This is a genomic window from Vibrio sp. Vb1166 (assembly GCF_033338695.1).
Taxonomy (GTDB): domain Bacteria; phylum Pseudomonadota; class Gammaproteobacteria; order Enterobacterales; family Vibrionaceae; genus Vibrio; species Vibrio alginolyticus.
In genome coordinates this window covers 58,353-80,521 of record NZ_JAWOTE010000012.1, presented here as the reverse complement: position 1 = coordinate 80,521, position 22,169 = coordinate 58,353, and the positions used below count along the sequence as shown (strand labels likewise).

Here is a 22,169-nt window from a genome sequence, read left to right as displayed (position 1 = left end):
AACCAATCCTTACAGCTTATAAGTGTCATCTACGACAACAACAGGTTCAAAAGCTTTGCCTGATTTCATCGCTTGTTTCGTTTCTTTTTTGATATCACTATCAATCCAGTAAGTGCCATCGCCTATGATTGAACCACTGAACAGCGCCTCTGTCATGCGATTCATTGGCTTATCTGGAAACTTTAACCAGCGCCAGTGACCATAGCGGACATAAGGAACCATGTAGCCTGGGACGATAACGTGAGCATCAATGATGTCACGCTGAATCTCATGACCTAGCTGGATCTTTTTATCCATATCCATGCCAAAACGATACTCGATGATCTTTTCATCCAGTTCTGGCGTGCTGTAGTTTGTGAAAGAGTTAGTTTGCGGCTTGTTCGCATTGACTGAATGGAAGTACTCCCAATACGTTGGGATCTCAGACGTACCCATATCTAAGAAAGCCAAATCGTGCTTTTTCTCACGTACGTATTTGAACATGGATGAGCCATCAACTAACTTGAGCTCAATATCCAGCCCTGCTAGCTTGGCTTGCTCACGCAAAAAGGCAATACGAGGAGTATGAACAGGTGTTCCGTAGGTCAGCTCGAAGCTTAAGCGCTCACCTTTATCATTGACACGAATACCATCAGAACCAATTTTGTTAAAGCCTGCGGCTTCGAATGCCTCGGCCGCTTTTGCGGGATCAAACTTCGGTGCCTTAGCATCTGGTAGGGTGTATTTACCATGACCATAACCGGTCGGGTTCGGTTTACGGGAGTAGTCGCCACGCATGACATTCTCTATCATGCCATCAAAGTCAATCGCGTAAGTAATGCCCTTGCGAATGTTTAAATCATCCAGCAAAGGCATCGCGGTGTTCATCCATACACCACCAGCCCCAACTGGGAATTGGTTGTAACCCCAGAACTTTTGAATGTATCCCTTCTGGTAAGGTTCCGTATTCGATTTATCATGCCATAAGCTTGGTAAAACAAGACCAAATGCGTCCAGCTTCCCTTTCTCAAAGTGCTTCATCGCGATATCACTGTCGCGAATCACTGTGATGCGGATTTTGTCGACATTATAACGATGTTGATAATACTTATTGCTGTAACCCCACCAGTCTTCACCGACATGTTTGAAGGTAACACTTTTACCTTTTTTAATGTCATCTAGGTAGTATGCACTGGTCGTTGGTTCACTTTTAAAATTGTAGTAGCGGACAAAGTTGTCATGTATACCGTCACCATTTTCATCTTTTGAAGGGTTAGCATAAAAATGTGCGGGACGTGGGCGCAGGGCCCCCATTCGTAACAGCAACTCTTCCGGATTAAACTCTTTCGCCGCCTTAACAGCAAACGTGTGAGTGTCGTACTTGATAACATCCGCAATCGTTTTGTTGTAGTAATCGTTGTACCAAGGCTCCAAGATGTCCTTGGAACGATAAAACTTCAGCATGAACACGAAATCGTCGGCAGTCACAGGTTTGCCGTCCGACCATTTGGCTTCAGGGTTGAGTTTGAAATAGACCGTTTTGTTGTCACCTGCTAACGCCCACTCGTTAGCAAGCTCAGGGATAAACTCTAAAGTATCTGGGTGGCGGACCACCAAGCCTGGTGTTTCATCTAAGATAAAAGAACGTAGCCCTGCATTAGCGTCTGGGCCAACACTACGTAACGTCTGCGGGAAACTTGACATAAAGGTGCGATAAGTCCCTCCACGTTTCGCTTCTGGCGAACCATATTGAGGCTCATCCCAGTTTGTTTGCCAGTTTAAGTCAGTCGGAAGCGTTGCTGACATTGCACCAAAACTCAGGGCGCTCAGCGTGGACGCTAAAAATAATTTCTTCATAAAACTTCCCTTTTTATGTTTTGCTCACAATGCTCGCTTAAACATAGCGTGTGAATTTTTTCGGGTCGAAAGCCGCTCGAATGGCTTCACCAATAAAGGTCACCATTACCAGAACCAGAACAATAGAAGTCACTACTGACGCAACAATCCATGGCGAATCTAAGTTTGACTTACCTTGTTGCAGTAGTTCACCCCAACTTGGCGTTGGTGGCATCAAGCCTAATCCTAGGTAATCGAGAGCAGTCAGTGCTGTGATGTTAGCTGCAATAGTGAAAGGCGCTAGGGTTACAATCATCACCATCGTATTTGGCAAGATGTGATTAAACAAGATACGTCCGGTCGATGCCCCTAAAGCACGAGCCGCCATTACATATTCTCGTGCCGCTTCTTTATAGGTCATGGTCCGCATGTACCATGTCATCCCCATCCAAGTGAAAAGCACGTTAATAGCGACAAAGAGAGCGAACGTCGGCTGAACGATTGAGACAAGAATCATAATGACGTACAAAAACGGGACCATTGACCAGATTTCGATAAGTCGCTGTACAAACAAGTCAAATTTACCGCCCCAAAAACCCATAGCACAACCGACTGCAGTACCGATCGCGTAGGAAATGGCCATCGTAAGCAACGCAAATCCCATCGCCGTTCTGAATCCGTAGACGAGTCGCGCCAAAATATCGCGACCTATCACATCTGTACCTAAATAATGCTTATTTTCGGCACTAGGCGCTGTTGGCGGGAAATCACCACTAAAATCTTGTTCGTATGGGTTCCACGGCACAAGCGGCAAAATAACAAAGTTGTCGCCCCCTTCAGCCTCAAACGCTTTTTGCAGTACACGATAATCGGCTTCACTGGATGACTCTTGGCCGAATTCGCTACCTAAACGTACGTCACTGACAACAGGAAAATAGTAGCTACCATCGTACTTGACGACTAGCGCTTTACTGTTGATCAAAAGTTCGGCGAATAGAGAAAGGATCAACATGATAGAAAGAGCAACAAACGACCAATAGCCTCGTTTGATCTCTTTAAAGTGACGAATTTTCTTTTGAGTTAATGGACTAACTTTAATCATGTTACGCTCCAAACTTCACACGTGGGTCGACTAAAGCAACACAAATATCTGAAATGATGTTACCAATGAGCAGTAACAACGCATTAATGGCGACAATACCCATAACAACAGGGTAATCACGCTCCATGATTGATTCGTAACCCAATAAGCCAATGCCATCAATATTGAAGATAACTTCAATCAGGAAGGCACCGGTCATGAAGAACAACAAAGAGTTACCAAAGTGACTCGCGATCGGAATTAAGCTGTTACGCAACGCGTGCTTACGAACTGCTTTTTTGAAAGGTAATCCTTTCGCAATTGCGGTGCGGATGTAATCTGAGGAAAGGTTTTCCATCAGGTTATTTTTCATTGTCATCGTCAGCGTGGCAAAATCACCAATGAGGTAACAGATCAAAGGCAACACCGCATGCCACATAATGTCTTTAGCGCGTTCAAAGAAGGTTTCGTAATCGTCGAAGTCATCGCCGACAAAGCCTCCCATCGGAAACCATTCCAAGTGATAACTAAATAACGTGATCAGCAATACACCCACCACATAACCTGGTAGCGCGTAGCCTACGAAAATGAGTACTGAAGAGGCGGAATCAAACACAGAACCGTGCTTGAGCGCCTTATAGTAACCAAGAGGAATCGAGATAAAATAACTAATAAAGAAGGTCATGCCGCCATAAAACAACGACACTGGCAAACGCTCTGCGATCATATCCGAGACAGGCTCGTAGTAACGCGTCGACTCGCCAAGATCTAGCATTACCAAACGACTTAACCACTCGACGTACGCTTCCGTTACAGGTTTATCCAGGCCATAAAACGCATTCAGCTCCGCGATTTGATCGTCAGAAAGGGCCGTATTACCACCCGCAGACGTCATTGATGCGGCGCCATCTCCCTGAGACTGCATTTGTGACAACATGCGTTCAACAGGTCCGCCAGGCACGAAACGAGTGATAGCAAAGATGAGAATAGTTATCCCGAGAAACGTTGGGATAACCAACGCCAAACGGCGTAAAAAGTACGACAGCATATACAACTTGCTCCTTGTCTACTGTCCAGTTCAAACGGAGTGAAAGAGGATATTTTCCGCCCAAAATGGTGCATATTTATCTCGTAGTAACTAAAACTGTTGAAGCACACTCCCTGCGCCTCAAGAGCTAGACTTTTCTACTACTGCAATAATTTCAGCGTCATATTTATCTTGAATCCACATCAGCTTCAAGTGTTTGAAACCAAAACATGACAAACTTCCTTCGATGTCGAAAAACAGAAATGTTTTTGTAAAAAATTATAAAAAACCACAAAAATAATTCATACAGAATATCAATCTAGGCTGTTTAGAGCCAAAACCCTACATAAAAATGCACCCTACACACATAAATAGACACATAATCCAAGGTTATATTTGACCTAAAAATACGAGTGAGCCCTTTAACCGCAATGGGTATCATATTTTGATACCACCTAATAAGTTCGAGCTAACAAAGTATGGATTCGATATAAAACTCATCTCAGAACAATTCACTGGAAAAATATCTTTTTCCAGATTCAATTACCCACTAAAAAACCATAGGCAAGATAAGTCATTAAAGTTTATAAGAAACACAAAATACGGTGTTTTATTGAAATTTAATCTCGATTCATAAACCTTATTCGGTTTTTTATTCCGCCTTTTAAATAAAGCCTGGTTATTTACATCTTTTTTACATTTAAGCATCCCCGTTTACCACTGGTTTGACTTCCTTTTTTCATCTCGGTTATACATTGGCCGAACGTTAACGAAATATTAACGTCACATTTGGCCGCTATGCGGCCAGACATAGGAAATAATAATAATCGGAGCAACAAGGATGTATAAAAACACAACCGCTTTATCTGTTGCGATAAGCCTTGCTTTGGGGACAGCAGCAGTTGCAGCCCCAGCAACAGCACTGGCAGAAGAGCAGCAAGTTGAAAAACTTCAAAAGATGAAAGTTACTGGTTCGCGTATCTCCACGACGGATATGGAAGGTCCTTCACCAGTTACTGTTATTAATAGTAAAGACATTGAGTCTAAAGGCTTTAACAGCGCGCAAGACGTATTGAACAGTTTGACCCAAAACACAGGTGGTGTAATGGCTCAAACAGACTCTTTCTCGTTTACACCAGCAGCGCAGTCAGTCAACTTACGTGGCCTTGGCGCGTCACGCACATTGATTCTTATTGATGGCCGTCGTCTTCCTCAATACCCGCTAGCACAAGATGGTACATCTAACTTCCAAGATATCGGCCAAATCCCTGTCGCCGCTATTGAGCGTGTTGAAGTAATGACCGACTCAGGTTCTGCTATCTACGGCTCCGACGCAATCGGTGGTGTCGTAAACTTCATTTTAAAGAAAGACTTTGATGGCGTTTCTGTAAAAGTACGCGCGGGTGACGCGACGGATGGTGGTTACCAAAATGGTCGTTTAGACGTTGTAGCTGGCAAAAACTTTGACGACAAACGTATTCTCTTCGTTGGCCAATTTGCGGGCAACGAAATGCTAAAGCAATCTGACCGAGATGATTGGGCTGGCGATGACGGTTCTAGCCGTTCTCAGCTAAGTGGCTACTCTAGCTACGGTGCAAACTTTGAAGGCGCCAACGGAACACTTCTAACACCAGCTGATGCTGGTTCTTCATGTAAAGAAGTCGTTGGTGATGCCGCGATTGAACGAGCGGATGGAAAGTGTGGTGTTAACCGCTCTGCATACCGAACATTAAAACCAGAAAACAAACAAGTAGACCTACTTTTACGTGGTGAAATGGACATTAACGACAATGTCACTGCCATGGCAGAAGCCCGTTTTGGCTACAAGTCTACAGAATCTGAATTCGAACCTAACCCTTACAGCGTTGAAGTTGATGCCACTCACTTCCGCGGCGAAGGCGAATACACTCGCCGTATGGTCGAATTTGGACCACGCGAAAGTAACACTGAAGCCGATTCTTTTGGCTTAACCTTAGGCTTGAACGGCCTGCTTGCTGATACGTATGATTGGGACCTATCCGCTGGTTACTCTGAGCAAAGCGTTGAAACAAGCAACCCAGCAATCTTTCTAACTCTCGACCAAGCTGTACAAAATGGTGATGTCGATCTTCTAGGGCCTATCTCACAAGACGTTGTAGACAAATACAGCGGCACTTCAAGCAAAGAAGCTTACTCAAAGCTTTACTCTGTTAACGGCTCACTGGCTGGTGATTTGGTTGAACTTCCTGCAGGTATGTCTGGCTTTGCTGTTTATGGTGAATGGAACCGTACTGACTACAATGAGACGATTGATGCTACAACAGCAGCTGGTGGTTTCTCTGGTCTAGGTGGAACATCAGGCGGCGGTGACCGCGATCAGATTGGTCTTGGTGTTGAAGCTCTTATTCCTATCATTGAAGATTTAGAAATGACTGTCGCTGGTCGTTACGACCACTACTTCGACGACTCGGCAACTGGCGGCGCATTCACTCCTAAAGTAGCCCTAGCATACCGTCCTACTGACACCCTATTGCTACGTGGTAGCTACGGTCTAGGCTTCCGAGCTCCAGACTTGAAGCGACTATTTGGTGATCAAACTCGAGGCTTTGGTTCTGGTTTTGACCCTGTGCTTTGTGCCAACGCTGGTGGTAGCGGCCCACAAGATAAAGATAAGTACCCAGAGTGTGATACTCAGTACTTCGATACGCTTAATGGCCCTAACTCTGAGCTGAAAGAAGAAACAAGTACAAACATTAACTTGGGCCTAGCGTGGGAGCCTGTGGATGATCTTGGTGTAACTGTTGACTGGTACCACATCAAGATGGAAGACGTCGTAACAGCACCAACTTACCAAGACGTAATTAACGATCCAGGTAAATACCCAGGTACTGAAGTCGTTCGTAACCCAGATGGCACCATCAAGTCGGTATCCTATGGTCCAGTGAACCAGTCGTATGAAGAGCGTTCTGGTATTGACCTAGCGATCAAATACGCATACGACACTAATGAGTTCGGCTCATTTAACACGCGTGTTGCTGTAACGAAGATCTTGATTGCTGAATATCAAGAAAACGACAGCGAGCCTGTAACGGATGAAAGAGATTTCATGCCTGAATACACCGCAACGTTAAATCTTGGCTGGGCATATGAAGATGTCGCTATCAACCTATTTGGTAAATACCGCGACCGTATGTGTTCAAGCTACGCAAACCGTTACTACTTTGATGACTGTGATTCTGCTAAAAAAGCGGGTTACAAAGCAGAAATCGCTAGTATGACAACGTGGAACCTAACGGCTTCTTACCAATTCAACGAGAGTGGTCGTGTAACTCTTGGTGCTATCAACATGTTTGACAAAGTACCGCCTGCAGATCCTCTAAGCGATACCTCTCCATTCTATGCAACTGGGTATGACGATCCAATCGGACGTCAACTATACGTCGAGGCATCATACGACTTCTAAAAAATATTTGGCGCGGGTTTTCCGCGCCCTTTTCGACTGACTAAAACACTGACAAGGATGCAACCATGAAATTCAAGGAATTTGGTCTCAGTGCCATAGCTGCAGCATTGCTTACTATCAGTAGTAGCTCTATAGCGGCCAACTCTGGTGCTGTCGTTTCCACACAAGCAAAAGCAAATCAATCTTCAGAAGCTTCGCAACAAAAAATCGACAATTATGCCGAAAGTACTGAAGGCATGTTGGCAGAATACAAAGGCTTACTACGTCAAATCGACAGCATGAAAGTCTACAACGAGCAAATTAACCGTATGGTTCAATCACAGCAAGGTGAATTGGACTCATTAAATAACCAAATTGCTCAGATCGATCAAACGGCAACAGAAGTAGTGCCACTAACACTTAAAATGATCGATGCACTCGATGAGTTTGTGACTCTCGATCTGCCTTTCCAGAAAAAAGAACGTAATAAACGTGTCCAAGAACTGCGTCGTCTCATGGATCGCGCCGACGTAACGACTTCTGAGAAATTCCGTAAAGTGATGGAAGCCTACCAAATTGAAGAAGGCTTCTCTCGCTCAATTGAATCTTACAAAGCTAGCCTAGATAGAAATGGGGAAACCGTGACTTACGATTTCCTACGTATTGGTCGCACGGCGCTTTTATTCCAATCTCCAGACGGTGGTGAGACAGGTATGTGGAACCAACAAACACGTCAATGGGAAACATTACCGGAAAGCTACCGCATAGCGGTACAGCAAGGCCTTCGTATCGCGAAGAAGCAAGCGCCACCAGCGCTAATCAAATTGCCTGTATATGCTGGGGAGGAATAAGAGATGAAAGGATTCAAAACTCTAGCCGCTGGCCTACTAGCGAGCTTATTTATGGTTTCTGGCGTACAAGCAGAAGCGCCTAAAAACTTATCTGAACTACTTAAAAACGTAAAATCAGAAAGCATCGTTGAGTCGAAAGAGAACAAAGCCCGTGAAGCTGAGTTCAAGAACAATCGCGATAAGCAAGCGGTATTATTGCAACAAGCTCGCGAAGAGTTAGCTGCGCAGCAAGCACTGGGCGATCAACTTAAAGCAACATTTGATGAAAACGATAAGCAGCTAACTGAACTAACAGAAACCCTACGTGTTCGCTCTGGTACTTTGGGCGAAATGTTTGGTGTGGTCCGCCAGTATGCGGGAGAGTTTAAGGGCTTATTTGCAGCCTCTCAAAACGCAGTTCAGTTCCCAGAGCGTGACGCGCTACTAACGAAACTGGCTGAAAGTAAAGAACTGCCATCAACGCAAGAGCTAGAAGCATTCTGGCATACTATTCTTCAACAAGTGGTTGCCTCAGGCGAGACAGCAACAACCCAAGCAACGGTTGTTTATGGCGAAGGTAAAGAAGCGGTTCGCGATGTTACTCTTGTCGGTGAATTTAACGCGATTGCCGATGGTAAGTACGTTACTTATGTACCTCAAACAGGTAAGTTCGAAGAACTCTCTCGACAACCTCGCACCAATATTACACGTCATGTTGCAGGCTTTGAGTCAGCGTCAAACAGCTATGAGCCACTGTTTATTGACCCATCCCGTGGTGTAATTCTGTCTCTACTTGTACAAAGCCCAACCGTTCAAGAACGTATTGATCAAGGTGGCATTGTAGGTTACGTCATCCTTAGTATGGGTGCAGTTGGCGCTATCATTGCTCTAGTTTGCTTCCTACGCCTTCAAGTGATTGGCGGTAAAATGCGTAAGCAAGCGAAATCAGAAACCGTGATTCCTGGTAACCCTCTGGGTGAAGTTATCCAAGCTTACCAAGAACACAAAGGTGACAACCTTGAAGATCTGGAAGCGAAACTGGACGAAATCATCCTACGTAACGCACCGAGCATTGAACGCTTTATCAGCTCAATCAAACTGTTCGCTTCTGTAGCACCACTTCTAGGTCTACTGGGTACGGTTATGGGTATGATCGGTACGTTCCAAGCAATCACACTATTTGGTACAGGTGATCCTAAGCTAATGGCTGGCGGTATCTCTGAAGCACTTGTTACTACGATGCTTGGTCTGGTTGTCGCAATTCCTCTACTGTTCCTGTACACCATCGTACACAGTAAAGGTCGTCGTTTGGTTCAAACTCTTGAAGAACAGAGTGCAGGCTTCATCGCTCGCTATCAGGAAAAACTACATAAAGCCGAAAGCTAAGGAGGCGTTATGTGGTGGTTAGTTGGAGAACTTGAATCAATTAGGCGCTTCTTGGGAATGGGTGGCGATGTACTCGTCGCCATCTTCATCCTCAGCTTTATGCTTTGGGCAGTATTGTTAGAACGTTGGTTCTATTTTGCTGCCGTCGCTCCAAAAGCCATGAAAAAAGCCGTTGGCTCATGGCAGGGGCGATCAGAGCACCAGAGCTGGAACGCTAAGATGATCCGACAAGAAATTGTTTCTCGTCAGGACATTGAGAATAAAAAGGGCCTGCCAATCGTGAAAGTGTTGATTGCGCTTTGTCCCTTACTGGGTTTGCTCGGCACCGTTGTTGGCATGATCCAAGTATTCGACATCTTAGCGGTAACAGGAACAGGAAGCCCTCGAGCAATGGCCTCGGGGATCTCAAAGGCAACAATCCCAACGTTAGCCGGGATGGTGGCTTCTCTATCAGGACTGTTCTTTAGTTCACGTCTTGATCATTTAGCCAAAGTCACAACGCAAAAGCTGGAAGATAAGCTAAAGCATATTGCCTGAGTAAATGGAATTAGAGGTATAGGTCATGAAAAGACGCTATAGCAGTGATAGCAGTGATGAAACCGCTATCGATATGACACCGATGCTCGACATCGTATTCATCATGTTGATCTTCTTTATCGTAACAACATCGTTCGTAAAAGAAGCTGGTCTAGAAGTAAACCGCCCGACGGCAAGCTCTGCGCAAACCGTGAAAAAAGGTAACATCATGGTCGCAGTTGGTGCGGCGGGTGATGTTTGGGTTGATAAACGCCGCATCGAAGTGGACGCGGTTCGCGCGAATATTGAACGTCTTCGTGCAGAAAGCCCTGATGGCGCAGTTGTTATCCAAGCCGACACAGAAGCAAATGCTGGCGTAGTCGTGAAGGTTATGGACCAGATCAAAATGGCAGGTGTAGAAAGCATCTCCATTGCCGCAACCAATAAGGATTAAGCTTATGCGGTATCTGGCCTCAATTGCACTGGCGCTCATTGTCTCCCTCGGGTTGTTCTGGGGGATGGACAAGCTAGTAAACAAAGAGCGCCACGAGTTAGTGTCGAATGATGACCTGCGTATGGTCGAGTTTATTCGCATTAAACCAGACGAAAAAATACAGGAGAAAAAACGCGAACTTCCAAAGCCACCACCGCCTAAGCGTCCGCCGCCGCCGCCAGAAATGAAAGTGACAGCGACAGTAAAACCGGTGATGGAGCAGACCCCAATGGATATGCCAAAGCTTGACCTACCCGTAAATGTTACAGGTGGTTCGGTGCTTGGACATTATAGCCAGGGTGGAGGTGCGCAACTCGCGGGTAGCGGAGGTCCAACACCTCTAGCGACATTCCAACCTCAAATGCCTAGGAAAGCTGCGAAAGCAGGAATAGAAAAAGGGGTCGTCTTATTAGAGTTTACTGTCAACGCACGTGGTGCCGTAGAGGACATCAAAGTTCTTAAAGAGCAACCACGACGCTTAGGCCTCGGTCGAGCGGCAAGAAAAACAGTCTCTAAATGGACATTTAAACCAAAATTGGTTGACGGGAAACCTGTTAGCTCGCGCCTATCGCAAGAAATAGAGTTCTCAACCAATTAAGGAGTCACGATGAAAAGTTTATGGAAAAGCAAAGTGGCTTCTTTAATTCTCTTCGTAGGAGCGGCAATGGCCGCTCCTACGATGGCAAAAGAAGCTCCTCAGTTATCAGATCGGACATTTCGAACCGTTAACAAAGTGCAAGAGTTGATCGCAACTGAAAAATATTCAGCAGCGAAAGAAAAACTAGCAAGCGCTTTAGAAAGCACAAGTTCGAAAAAATACGACCGAGCAGTTTTACTTCAGCAGACTGGCTTTTTGTATTCGCTACAAGACAATTATGTGCAAGCAGCAAAATACTTTGCCGAAGCATTACAGCTCGACGCACTTCCCGTTCCTGTTGCTCAACAAGTTCGCTACAGCTTGGCTCAGCTTTACCTAGCTGAAGAAAAGTATACGTTATCTGTAAAAACGATGAAGGAATGGTTCAAGGTTGCAGAAACAACCAAAGAGAAGCCTCAAGCTCATGCTTATATCACGTTAGCGAGCGCCTATGTTCAGTTGGAAGATTACAGAAATGCAATCCCGCCAACCAAAAAAGCCATCGCGATGAGCAAGAGCCCAAGTGAGTCTTGGTACTTAATTCTCGTTGCATCTCACTACGAGTTAGGCCAGCTGAAAAGCGTTGCCAGTGTACTCAAAACTCTGACTTCAAAGTACCCTCAGAAAAAGCGTTACTGGATGCAACTTTCTGGTGTCTACATGGAGCTAGGTCAAGAGCGAAACTCTCTAGCCACCCTAGAAATGGTTTACAAAATGGGGAAACTAGAAGGAGAGAAGGAATATTTACGCTTTGTAAACTTCTTGGCTTATCAAGGTATTCCATATAAAGCAGCCAAAACTCTTGAAAAGGAAATGGCAGCTGGAAACATTGAAAAGACGAAGGAAAACTATGACCGCCTAGCCAGTTTCTGGCAGCAAGCTAAAGAGCTAGATAAATCAATTCTCGCTTATAAAAAGTCATATAACCTCGCTCCTTCTGCTAAAACGCAAATTCAGATTGCTCGCTTAATGATACAAGACAAGCAGTATTCTGAAGCAACTCGTTTTGTAGAAAGCGCGGCATCCAGTGCCTCTAAAGAGCAAAAGGCAGAACTTGAATACATTCGCGGGATGGCCTATTTCGAGCTTAAGCAACCACAAAAGGCCTTGCAGGCGATGAAAGGCGCTGCTCAATCGCCAAAATTCAGGTCAACCGTTAGCCCTTGGATAAATTTCCTAGAGTCTCAAGGATAATTCGAAGATTAAGTGTGAGTCAGTCGCACGCCTGGGGAAGTGAAAGCTTCCCCTTTTTTCCGTTTTATCTTTATTAACCCCTATTTTTAACCAGAGTCACTCACGCAAGCCAAATCGGGACTCTAAACCTAAAATCAGCACACTAAACGGTTGTAGAAATGGTTTTAATAACAGAGTGCGCGGATGGTAAGTCCTGTACCACGCTCCTTCTTCGCTGTTTAGGAACACTCTGGCGTAAGTAACTATTTCATCTGGGACGATCACAGACAGAAAGATCAACTGGTAACAAAATAGAGATCATGATACTCTTCGCCTCCATTTTTCTGGCGGGATTATCACCAATATCCACCCCTTTGGTGGTTGATTTCTCAATGCCAGTGCTATCGTTATAAGAATGTCGAACTTTCCTTCGGCACTCAATCAATCCAATCAAAAGTGGAACAGTACAATGGGCAAAGGTACTCTCTATATCGTATCTGCACCTAGCGGCGCAGGTAAATCTAGCTTGATCTCAGCGATGTTGGAACGCAACCCAACCTACGCAATGAAAGTGTCTGTGTCTCACACCACGCGCAACATGCGACCTGGTGAAGAAAATGGTGTCCACTACCATTTTGTAGCGAAAGATGAGTTTGAAGCCCTGATCGCTAAAGGTGACTTCCTAGAATACGCAGAAGTGTTTGGTAATTATTACGGCACATCTCGTGTATGGATTGAAGAAACACTAAATAAAGGTATCGACGTTTTTCTAGATATCGACTGGCAAGGCGCACGCCAAATCCGTGAACAAATGCCAGAAGCCAAAAGCATCTTCATCCTGCCACCATCAAACGGTGAGTTAGAGCGTCGCTTGAACACTCGTGGTCAAGATAGCGATGAAGTGATCGCAAAGCGTATGGCTGAAGCCAAGTCGGAAATCTCTCATTACAACGAGTACGACTACGTGATCGTAAACGACGATTTTGATACCGCTTTGATGGATTTTAAAGCTATCTTGCGTGCTGAAAGATTGAAGGAAGAAAAGCAAGCTGCTAAATATAAAGGTATGCTTGACGCGTTGTTAGCAGAGTAACTTCAAAAAAGTCACGCTGTAAAACATAAAGAATTTCCCGTTTTTTGCCCAGTGCGAAAAACACAATAAACTACCTGAGAAAGTCCACAAACGGTGGCTTGTCTAATTGCTAGTAAATAAAGTAGTTAGGTTGTATACTTTCTCGTCATTCTAAAATTTTAGTTAACTATTTGGAGTCCTCATGGCACGCGTAACTGTTCAAGACGCTGTTGAAAAAGTTGGCAACCGTTTCGACCTAGTACTGATTGCGGCTCGCCGCGCTCGTCAAATGCAAACTGGCGGTAAAGATGCACTAGTGCCAGAAGAGAACGATAAGCCAACGGTTATCGCTCTACGCGAAATCGAAGAAGGTTTAATTACTAAAGAAGTTCTAGACGCTCGTGAACGTCAAGAACAGCAAGAGCAAGAAGCGGCAGAGCTAGCGGCAGTAAGCAGCATCGCTCACAACCGTTAATTCTGACTTTAGAATTCAACAACCTCCCGGGCCTATAATTTGTATCTATTCGATAGCCTCAAAGACGTTGCCCAAGAATACCTAACAGAGCCTCAGATTGAGGCTCTGCGTCAATCTTATGTGGTAGCGAGAGATGCCCATGAAGGGCAAACCCGCTCTAGCGGTGAACCATACATCATCCACCCTGTCGCTGTGGCTCGTATCTTGGCCGAAATGCGCCTTGATATCGAAACCCTCCAAGCTGCTTTGCTGCATGACGTCATTGAAGACTGTGATGTAACTAAAGAAGATCTCGAAGAGAAATTCGGCAACACTGTCGCAGAATTGGTTGATGGTGTATCTAAACTGGACAAACTCAAATTCCGCGATAGGAAAGAGGCTCAGGCTGAGAACTTTCGTAAGATGGTTCTGGCCATGGTGCAAGATATCCGCGTCATTCTGATCAAACTGGCTGACCGCACGCATAACATGCGCACGCTTGGCGCGCTTCGACCAGATAAAAAGCGTCGTATTGCTCGTGAAACGTTAGAAATTTACGCGCCCCTCGCTCATCGTCTTGGTATTCACAATATCAAAACCGAACTCGAAGAGTTGGGCTTTGAGGCGCTATATCCCAACCGCTACCGCGTACTGAAAGAAGTGGTTAAAGCCGCACGTGGTAATCGTAAAGAGATGATCCAACGCATTCACAGCGAAATAGAAGGCCGTCTGCAAGATTTTGGCTTGAATGCTCGCGTCGTTGGTCGTGAGAAAAACCTGTTCTCTATCTACAACAAGATGAAAACCAAAGAACAGCGCTTTCACACCATCATGGATATCTATGCGTTCCGAGTCGTTGTTGATACCGCTGATACTTGTTATCGCGTTTTAGGCCAAGTACACAGCTTGTATAAGCCACGTCCTGGTCGCATGAAAGATTACATCGCGGTACCAAAGGCGAACGGCTATCAATCGCTACACACTTCCATGGTTGGCCCACACGGCGTACCTGTTGAAGTTCAGATCCGTACTGAAGATATGGATCAAATGGCGGACAAAGGTGTCGCGGCACACTGGTCTTACAAAGACAAAGGCGACAAGTCTGGCACCACTGCGCAAGTGAAAGCTCAGCGTTGGATGCAAAGCCTGTTAGAGCTACAACAAAGCGCGGGTAACTCATTCGAATTCATTGAAAACGTAAAATCCGATCTTTTCCCAGATGAGATTTACGTCTTCACACCAAAAGGTCGTATCGTTGAATTGCCTTTAGGCGCAACGGCTGTCGACTTTGCCTATGCCGTACATACCGATGTAGGCAACTCTTGTGTTGGTGCTCGTGTTGACCGTAACCCTTACCCATTGAGTAAGGCATTGAAAAACGGTCAGACGGTGGAAATTATCAGTGCCCCTGGTGCGCGTCCGAATGCGGCATGGCTAAACTATGTCGTGACTTCTCGTGCCCGCACTAAGATTCGACAAGTACTGAAAACGATGCGTCGTGAAGAGTCGATTACTTTAGGTCGTCGCCTACTTAATCACGCACTTGGCCGTCACTCGATTGATTCAATTTATCCAGAAAATATCCAAGAAGTCTTGAATGATCTTCGCCTAGAAAGCATCGATGATTTATTGGCTGCTATTGGATTGGGTGAGTTGATGAGCATTGTGATCGCACGTCGTCTCCTTGGTGACACCGAAGAGCTCACGACAACAAGTTCAATCCCAACGGACTCGAAGAAGAAGCTTCCGATTCGTGGCGCAGAAGGCTTATTGCTGACGTTTGCAAATTGTTGTCATCCTATCCCAGATGATCACATTATTGCTCACGTATCGCCTGGTCGTGGTTTGGTTGTTCACCGAGAAACATGTCCGAACGTTCGTGGTTATCAGAAAGAGCCAGACCGTTATATGGCTGTCGCTTGGTCTGAAGACTACGATAAAGAGTTCATTGCTGAACTTAAAGTCGACATGCTTAACAACCAAGGTGCTCTTGCAGAACTGACCAACGTGATCTCGAAAACAGGATCAAACATTCATGGCCTTTCAACGGAAGAACGTGATGGTCGTTTGTACACTGTGACTGTGCTGTTGACGACGAAAGATCGTGTCCACCTTGCTGGTATCATGCGTAAGATTAAGGCAATGCCTCAAGCAACCCGAGTCAGACGCAGAAAGAACTAACCTCTATCGCCACCTACTCTGTTAGGTGGCGATTTTTTATACCTCAATAAATATGAACCTAGAACGTTACAACCGTATTCACCAAGTCCTAAAAACTCGCCAAACTGATCTGACACTTTGTCTCGAAGAAGTACATAAGCCAAACAACGTCTCTGCTGTGATCCGCACCGCTGACGCGACAGGCTTACACAAAGTTCACGCAATTTGGCCAGACAAAATGCGTACGCTGAGCCATACCTCAGCAGGCGCGCGTAACTGGGTTGAAGTGGATACTCACGATTCGATTGAAACTGCGATTACCGAACTCAAAGCGCAAGGTATGCAGGTTTTGGTGACCAATCTTTCGGACACCGCCGTCGATTTTCGCGAAATCGACTACACCAAACCAACGGCAATCATTTTAGGCAGCGAAAAGGTTGGCGCTTCGGAGCAAGCCAAACAGCTTGCCGATCAAGACATTATTATCCCGATGGTGGGTATGGTGCAGTCACTAAACGTATCGGTTGCCAGTGCCGTAATTTTGTATGAAGCGCAACGTCAACGTGAAGCCGCAGGTATGTACGACCGAGAAGAAAGCGCTCTGCCTAAAGAGACAATCAACCGTATTCTCTTTGAACGCGGTCACCCTGTTCTGGCAAAAGTCGCGAAACGAAAAGGGCTTGTTTACCCACCACTCGATGAAGAAGGTCAAATCATCGCCGATGACGCGTGGTGGCAAGAGATGCAAAGCAAGTAAAAGACTTTCGTCATTCTAAACAGCGGCGAAGGAGCGTGGTTCAGGATCTAATTCTCAAATATACAGATGCTAATAGTGTTAACTTCAGCGACATACTTGTTGGAAATAGAATCCTGATGTCACTAAAGCTCCCCGGAATGATAGGTTATCAGTCAAATCATGACACTAACTAAAGCATGACTATTTTTTCCTGTACAAAAACACAGCTCCATGGTTAACATACTGCTATGTTAACCATTTTCTTGAGCCCTCTATGTCCGCCCAAATGTTATCTGCCGTCCCATTAACCTCCCTTTCTGGAGTTGGCGCGAAAGTCGCAGAAAAACTCGCCAAAGTTGGCTTACATAGCGTTCAAGATTTGCTGTTTCACCTTCCGTTACGCTACGAAGATCGTACTCGTATTTACCCTATTGCCAAACTGCATGCTGGCCTTTGGGCGGCCGTGCAAGGTAAGGTCATGGCAGTCGACACCATCTTCGGTAAGCGCAAAATGCTAACGGTAAAAATCAGCGACGGTAATGGCACTATCACGCTGCGCTTTTTCAACTTTACCGCAGCCATGAAGAACAATTTCACGCAAGGTAAGTTAGTGCATGCTTACGGTGAAATTAAGCGCGGTGGCATGGGTTTGGAAATTGTTCATCCTGACTACAAGTTTTACGTCAGCGAGCAAAAGCCCGATGTAGAACAGAGCTTAACCCCTGTTTATCCCACCACCGATGGATTGCGTCAAATCACATTACGCAACCTTACCGAACAAGCTTTAGCCCTGCTTGATAAAACCGCAGTGCAGGAATTACTTCCAGCGGGGTTGTATGACCATCAAATCACGATGTCGCAAGCGCTGCACACCATTCATCGCCCACCACCAACCATTAATTTAGATGAGTTTGACGAAGGCAAACATCCTGCCCAAATCCGCTTGATCATGGAAGAATTGCTCGCACAAAACTTATCGATGCTGGCGGTGCGTAGCAAAGGTCAGAAGGATTCAGCGCTACCTCTCGGTCCTTGTAATAAACTAAAAACGCAGCTTTTAGCCCAACTGCCTTTCTCTCCTACAAACGCTCAAACCCGAGTCGTACAAGAGATTGAAGCCGATCTAGAAAAACCGCACCCAATGATGCGATTAGTGCAAGGCGATGTTGGTTCAGGGAAAACGTTGGTTGCCGCTTTGGCCGCAGTCAGAGCCATTGAGCATGGCCATCAGGTGGCACTCATGGCGCCAACCGAACTATTGGCCGAGCAACACGCTATCAACTTCGCAAACTGGTTTGAGAGAATGGGCATTCAAGTCGGTTGGTTAGCGGGCAAACTCAAAGGTAAGGCAAAGGAAGCCGAGCTGGCTCGTATTGCCAGTGGTGAAGAGCAAATGGTAGTGGGTACTCACGCGCTATTCCAAGAGCACGTTGAATTTCATCACCTTGCTTTGGTCATCATTGATGAACAACACCGCTTCGGTGTCCATCAGCGATTAGAATTGCGTGAAAAAGGCGCAAAACAAGGCGCTTATCCTCATCAGTTGATCATGACGGCGACGCCTATTCCTCGAACCTTAGCGATGACCGCTTACGCCGATCTGGAAACTTCCGTGATTGACGAGCTACCACCGGGTCGAACGCCGATTCAAACCGTTGCCATTCCTGATACAAAACGTGACGACATCGTCGAGCGTGTCCGAAATGCCTGCTTAAACGAAGGCAAGCAGGCATATTGGGTGTGTACCCTGATTGATGAATCGAAAGTACTAGAAGCGCAAGCCGCGGCAGATACCGCAGAAGAGCTTCAACGTAAACTGCCGGACGTAAAAATTGGTCTAGTACACGGACGAATGAAGCCGGCAGAGAAACAAGCGGTGATGCAAGATTTCAAAGACAATAAACTGCATTTGCTGGTCGCAACGACAGTGATTGAAGTTGGTGTGGATGTACCAAACTCTAGCTTGATGATCATAGAAAACCCTGAACGTCTTGGTTTGGCACAATTACACCAGTTAAGAGGTCGCGTGGGCCGAGGTTCCGTTGCTAGCCATTGTGTGCTGCTGTACCACTCTCCGCTGTCAAAAACCGCGCAAAAACGTCTCGGAGTACTACGTGAAAGTAACGATGGCTTCGTCATTGCGCAGAAAGACCTAGAAATTCGTGGCCCTGGAGAACTATTGGGTACAAAGCAGACAGGTCTTGCTGATTTCAAAATCGCAGACTTAGTTCGAGATCAACGCCTGATTCCCGAAGTTCAGCGTATTGCGCGTCATATTCATGACAATTACCCGACTAACGCAACAGCGATTATCGATCGCTGGTTGGGTGAGCGGGATATTTACTCCAAAGCGTAATGATTGAAAGCGAGCCAAATGGCTCGTTTTTTAATGCGCCAAAAACAAAGCAAACGTTTGCTTTTTGAGTAAATCTCTCTATAATCGCGCACAAATTTTTAAGTGTGTTAGATCACACTCCACCAACCTGAGTTGACTCTGATTAACAGCAATCACAGGTAACGACGTCAACTCCACCCTGCTCTCCCATTCAGCGAGAACTAGGGAAATATTGCGACTAGCGAGACAAACAATGACAACTTCAAACCGATCTTCGGAACTGGTCTATCAACTCAACGATCGACCACCTTTGCCTCAAACCATTTTTGCCGCACTTCAGCACTTATTGGCGATGTTCGTCGCGGTTATCACTCCCTCACTGATCATCTGTCAGTCTTTGGGTGTACCAGCAGACCAAACGAATACCATCATCAGCATGTCTTTGTTTGCGTCAGGCGTGTCTTCGTTTATTCAAATTCGCACCGTTGGCCCAATTGGCTCTGGTTTGCTCTCTGTTCAAGGCACCAGCTTTAACTTTTTAGGTCCTATTATTGGAGCAGGCCTATCGCTGAAAGCCGGTGGAGCAGACATCAGCACCATGATGGCTGCCATTTTTGGTACGATTTTAGTCGCATCATTTGCAGAAATTTTCCTATCTCGCGTATTGGATCATGCCCGCCGAATCATCACTCCGCTCGTTTCAGGCATCGTCGTCACTCTTATCGGTCTCACACTGATTCAAGTCGGCTTAGTATCAATGGGCGGTGGCTACGCAGCATTAAATGAAGGAACCTTCGGCAGCTTAGACAAACTTGCTCTGGCTGGGACGGTACTTGGATTAATTGTGATTTTAAACCGCTCGAAAAACCCATACATCCGTGTGGCTTCAATCGTGATTGCGATGCTAGTGGGTTACATCATGGCGTATTTTATGGGGATGGTAGATACTTCTCAGCTAGGCGCAACTGAGATCGTAGCACTGCCCGTACCAATGCAATATGGCTTATCGTTTGACTGGTCTCTGTTCATTCCGCTGGTACTGATTTTCTTTATTACCGCACTAGAGGCCATCGGTGATATTACCGCAACATCTGAAGTGTCTGGTGAGCCAGTAAAAGGCCCAGTGTACATGAAACGCATTAAGGGCGGTGTGTTAGCAGACGGCTTAAACTCTGCAATCGCAGCCGTTTTCAACAGCTTCCCGAACTCAACGTTTAGCCAGAATAACGGCATCATCATGCTAACAGGAGTCGCGAGCCGCTACGTGGGTTACTTTATTTCAGGCATGTTAGTGATTCTTGGCTTGTTTCCTGGCGTCGCTAGCTTTGTTCAGTTGATTCCTGAGCCAGTACTTGGCGGCGCAACGATTGTCATGTTTGGTACGATTGCTGCCGCTGGTGTGCGTATTATCTCTCGTGTTGAGCTCGATCGCCGCGCAATTCTGATCATGGCCTTATCCTTCTCAATGGGACTTGGTATCGCACAAAAACCAGAGATCCTGCAATTTATGCCAGAATTTATTAAGAGTATTTTCTCAACTGGTGTTGCAGCAGGTGGCATCACAGCGATCATTTTAAATCTACTTCTGCCAGAGAAACTGGAAGACGAAGATGAACTTCCTCAGGAAGTGAAAGAGTCTTAAGATTATTGAGAATAAGAAAAGCCCAACCTATTTAGGTTGGGCTTTTTGTTTGAAAGGGTGCGGGCCATCGACTTACTTGGTAGGAAAGCTGATTTGAGCGATTAAACCGCCTTCACTGCGATTACGCATCACTACAGAGCCTGAATGCTGGCTGATTATGCGCTTCACAATCGCCAACCCTAGCCCAGTGCCTTCACTACCGCGAGCGGTGTCACCACGCGTAAAGGGTTCAAATAACCTCGCGATTTGAGAATGCTCGATACCCGGTCCGTTGTCCTCTACTGAAATCCACACTAGCTGCTTATCTGCTGTCACACCAGTGCTGATTTTGACCCAGCCATTACCATAACGTAGCGCATTCACAACTAAGTTACTGATCGCCCTCTTAATCGCAATCGCGCTTCCTTTGGCTGGCGGCAAGTTAAGATTAAGATCTGTTTCAATTTCAACCTCATAACCACCTTCAGAACTGGCGACGTCACTGGCAATCGTACTGATATCAACCGCTTCAAACGATTCTTGGTTCACCGGTTTGAGATAATCCATAAACTGACTGATGATCTCATTGCATTCTTCCGTATCGCTAATGATCCCCTCCGCAAGATAGCTGTCCTCAGGAGACATCATTTCTGTCGCTAGGCGAATACGCGTCAGAGGCGTTCGTAAGTCATGGCTAATCCCCGCCATTAATAAGGCTCGGTCTTCTTCTAGCTCTTGAATACCTTTCGACATTTGATTAAAGGCTCGAGTTACAGAGCGAATCTCCGATGCGCCTTTCTCTGCTAAGGGGGGCGGGATTTCGCCTCGACCGACGTCTTTCGCGGCTCTCTCTAAAGCCAAAAGTGGACGGTTTTGCAAACGAATAAACAACCAACCACCAGCAATGATCAGCAGCGCCATAATCAAACTGTTACGAAACAGCGGTGCAAAATCTTCTTCTTGCAGCTCAGATAACGGAATACGAATGATGGAGTTCGGCAACTTTTCGATGTGCATCCACAAAATGTAACTTTCATCGCCAAGCAATAAGCGTACTTCGGTGGGCGAACCTAGCTCTTGGCTCATTTCTTCAGACATCAAATCAATCGACATTGCGTGATGAAATTCAATCGCCTTATCGCTGTCAAGGCTGTGAACCGTCACCCCTAATCTTTCTAATAATTGACGCCTTAACGGTGCATCAGACTTTAAAGGTCCTTCATCATCAAGCACCAAATTGAGCTCATGGGCGAGAATTTTATTGAACTGCTGCAAACTCGGCATCAACGCGTAGTTAAAAACGGCGTAGTAAGAGAAAACTTGGCTCGCGAGAAGCAAAGAGATGAACAGCAGAATAGATTGTGTCAGTGAACTTCGGATGCGCATGGAACGTTCCTAGTGGTCCTAATCGC

Annotated in this window: 17 protein-coding genes; 13 read left to right on the top strand and 4 right to left on the bottom strand. The window is 45.8% G+C overall.

The window, feature by feature from the left end:
* Nucleotides 1–9 precede the first annotated feature (9 nt).
* The 3 genes from R7E51_RS13780 to R7E51_RS13770 are packed head-to-tail and all read right to left on the bottom strand — an operon-like array spanning nt 10 to nt 3,944.
* Nucleotides 10–1,836: an extracellular solute-binding protein gene (locus R7E51_RS13780; protein ID WP_005384774.1), complete on the bottom strand. Its 1,827-nt coding sequence runs from the start codon at nt 1,834–1,836 to the stop codon at nt 10–12.
* Between the two features lie 37 nt (nt 1,837–1,873).
* Nucleotides 1,874–2,917: an ABC transporter permease gene (locus R7E51_RS13775; protein WP_005379369.1), complete on the bottom strand. Its 1,044-nt coding sequence runs from the start codon at nt 2,915–2,917 to the stop codon at nt 1,874–1,876.
* A gap of 1 nt (nt 2,918) precedes the next feature.
* Entirely contained in the window at nt 2,919–3,944 is a 1,026-nt protein-coding gene (locus R7E51_RS13770) for an ABC transporter permease subunit (protein WP_005384771.1), read from the bottom strand.
* Between the two features lie 820 nt (nt 3,945–4,764).
* On the opposite strand from R7E51_RS13770, the gene R7E51_RS13765 reads away from it, so the two are divergent.
* From R7E51_RS13765 to R7E51_RS13705, 13 genes are all read left to right on the top strand, one after another.
* Nucleotides 4,765–7,365, top strand: coding sequence for a TonB-dependent receptor plug domain-containing protein (locus R7E51_RS13765; protein WP_017634998.1), 2,601 nt, complete (start codon nt 4,765–4,767; stop codon nt 7,363–7,365).
* 65 nt (nt 7,366–7,430) lie between these two features.
* On the top strand, nt 7,431–8,195 hold the full coding sequence (locus R7E51_RS13760) for a DUF3450 domain-containing protein (protein WP_005379365.1): 765 nt from the start codon (nt 7,431–7,433) through the stop codon (nt 8,193–8,195).
* A gap of 3 nt (nt 8,196–8,198) precedes the next feature.
* Complete coding sequence (locus tag R7E51_RS13755; RefSeq protein WP_206957955.1) at nt 8,199–9,560, top strand: MotA/TolQ/ExbB proton channel family protein; 1,362 nt, start codon at nt 8,199–8,201, stop codon at nt 9,558–9,560.
* A 9-nt stretch (nt 9,561–9,569) separates the two neighbouring features.
* Nucleotides 9,570–10,097 carry a MotA/TolQ/ExbB proton channel family protein gene (locus tag R7E51_RS13750; protein WP_005379363.1) on the top strand — a complete coding sequence of 176 codons (528 nt, stop codon included), beginning with the start codon at nt 9,570–9,572 and terminating at the stop codon, nt 10,095–10,097.
* 25 nt (nt 10,098–10,122) lie between these two features.
* Entirely contained in the window at nt 10,123–10,530 is a 408-nt protein-coding gene (locus tag R7E51_RS13745) for an ExbD/TolR family protein (RefSeq protein WP_005379359.1), read from the top strand.
* 4 nt (nt 10,531–10,534) lie between these two features.
* Nucleotides 10,535–11,167 (top strand): energy transducer TonB, encoded by a 633-nt coding sequence (locus R7E51_RS13740; protein WP_005379353.1) that lies wholly within the window; start codon nt 10,535–10,537, stop codon nt 11,165–11,167.
* Between the two features lie 9 nt (nt 11,168–11,176).
* On the top strand, nt 11,177–12,400 hold the full coding sequence (locus R7E51_RS13735; RefSeq protein ID WP_206957956.1) for a tetratricopeptide repeat protein: 1,224 nt from the start codon (nt 11,177–11,179) through the stop codon (nt 12,398–12,400).
* Nucleotides 12,401–12,848: 448 nt separating this feature from the next.
* Entirely contained in the window at nt 12,849–13,472 is a 624-nt protein-coding gene (gmk, locus tag R7E51_RS13730) for a guanylate kinase (RefSeq protein ID WP_005379347.1), read from the top strand.
* 181 nt (nt 13,473–13,653) lie between these two features.
* Nucleotides 13,654–13,926, top strand: a complete 273-nt coding sequence (gene rpoZ / locus R7E51_RS13725; RefSeq protein WP_005379346.1) for a DNA-directed RNA polymerase subunit omega — start codon at nt 13,654–13,656, stop codon at nt 13,924–13,926.
* Between the two features lie 39 nt (nt 13,927–13,965).
* Nucleotides 13,966–16,086 carry a bifunctional GTP diphosphokinase/guanosine-3',5'-bis pyrophosphate 3'-pyrophosphohydrolase gene (gene spoT / locus R7E51_RS13720; RefSeq protein WP_005379340.1) on the top strand — a complete coding sequence of 707 codons (2,121 nt, stop codon included), beginning with the start codon at nt 13,966–13,968 and terminating at the stop codon, nt 16,084–16,086.
* Between the two features lie 52 nt (nt 16,087–16,138).
* The gene (trmH, locus tag R7E51_RS13715) at nt 16,139–16,822 is read left to right on the top strand and encodes a tRNA (guanosine(18)-2'-O)-methyltransferase TrmH (protein ID WP_017820702.1); all 684 of its coding nucleotides are present in this window, start codon (nt 16,139–16,141) and stop codon (nt 16,820–16,822) included.
* Nucleotides 16,823–17,075: 253 nt separating this feature from the next.
* Nucleotides 17,076–19,157 (top strand): ATP-dependent DNA helicase RecG, encoded by a 2,082-nt coding sequence (gene recG, locus R7E51_RS13710; protein ID WP_206957957.1) that lies wholly within the window; start codon nt 17,076–17,078, stop codon nt 19,155–19,157.
* A gap of 232 nt (nt 19,158–19,389) precedes the next feature.
* Nucleotides 19,390–20,778: a uracil-xanthine permease family protein gene (locus R7E51_RS13705; protein ID WP_165401604.1), complete on the top strand. Its 1,389-nt coding sequence runs from the start codon at nt 19,390–19,392 to the stop codon at nt 20,776–20,778.
* 72 nt (nt 20,779–20,850) lie between these two features.
* Here the strand turns inward: R7E51_RS13705 and envZ are convergent, their stop codons facing one another.
* Nucleotides 20,851–22,143: a two-component system sensor histidine kinase EnvZ gene (gene envZ, locus R7E51_RS13700; protein ID WP_017820700.1), complete on the bottom strand. Its 1,293-nt coding sequence runs from the start codon at nt 22,141–22,143 to the stop codon at nt 20,851–20,853.
* Nucleotides 22,144–22,169 lie beyond the last annotated feature (26 nt).